The following is a 704-nucleotide window of genomic DNA, read 5'->3' as shown; positions in this document are numbered from 1 at the left end:
TAAATGTAACTTGTGCCCGATTTACTCTCTTACAAGTAAATAATAAAGGGATCATGACTAACAATATAACGTTCAATCCGCCTAATGCTGGACTGTAAAAAAACGAAAGTGGAAGCATCAATATAAGCAAAGAAAATACAACGACAGCTATAAACGTTTTATCGTCGAACAAACTAGTTTTAGAATGAATAAGACTAGATGAGTGCCAAAACTGCCTTTTGAAAAAGTCCGTTAATGTTTGCGGGTAGCCCATATGAACAACAGCGGCCCCATGTAACTTCCGTAAAGAATAGCCAAGAGAGGCAACTTGATATGCAAGCTTAGTATCCTCACCTGCATTAATTACTTCATCAAAGCCCCCNATCTCATCGAAAATATTCCTCTTTATTATGAAGCTGCCACCAACCAGAATACTAGTCGGGCCATCTTCCGGTTCGGATGCCAACACCCAACAGCGTTCTACCCACGTCGGTTTATCACGGGATAAATAGCTTCCTCCCACTGCTCCAAGCGATGATTCCATCAATAACATATGTACAGAGTCTTTGATCCAGTTTTCCGGTGCAATACAATCCGCATCTATGAAAGCCAATATCCCGCCTTTCGCCAAAGAAGCTCCGAAGTTTCTAACGCCTCCAACTTTACCTCCAAGCTTAGAAACTACTCTTATAGGATATTTACTAGAAATCTCCACTGATTTGTCA

The 704-nt window shown here is 40.8% G+C and carries 1 protein-coding gene; it reads right to left on the bottom strand.

The annotated features are described in order from the left end of the window. Positions 1-704 (bottom strand): glycosyltransferase (locus A3738_RS27440; RefSeq protein ID WP_068763992.1); only part of this gene is annotated, 704 nt, incomplete at both ends.

Source organism: Oleiphilus sp. HI0066 (assembly GCF_001635725.1).
Note: the sequence above shows the minus strand (reverse complement) of the source record. Positions and strands in the feature narration are given on the sequence as shown.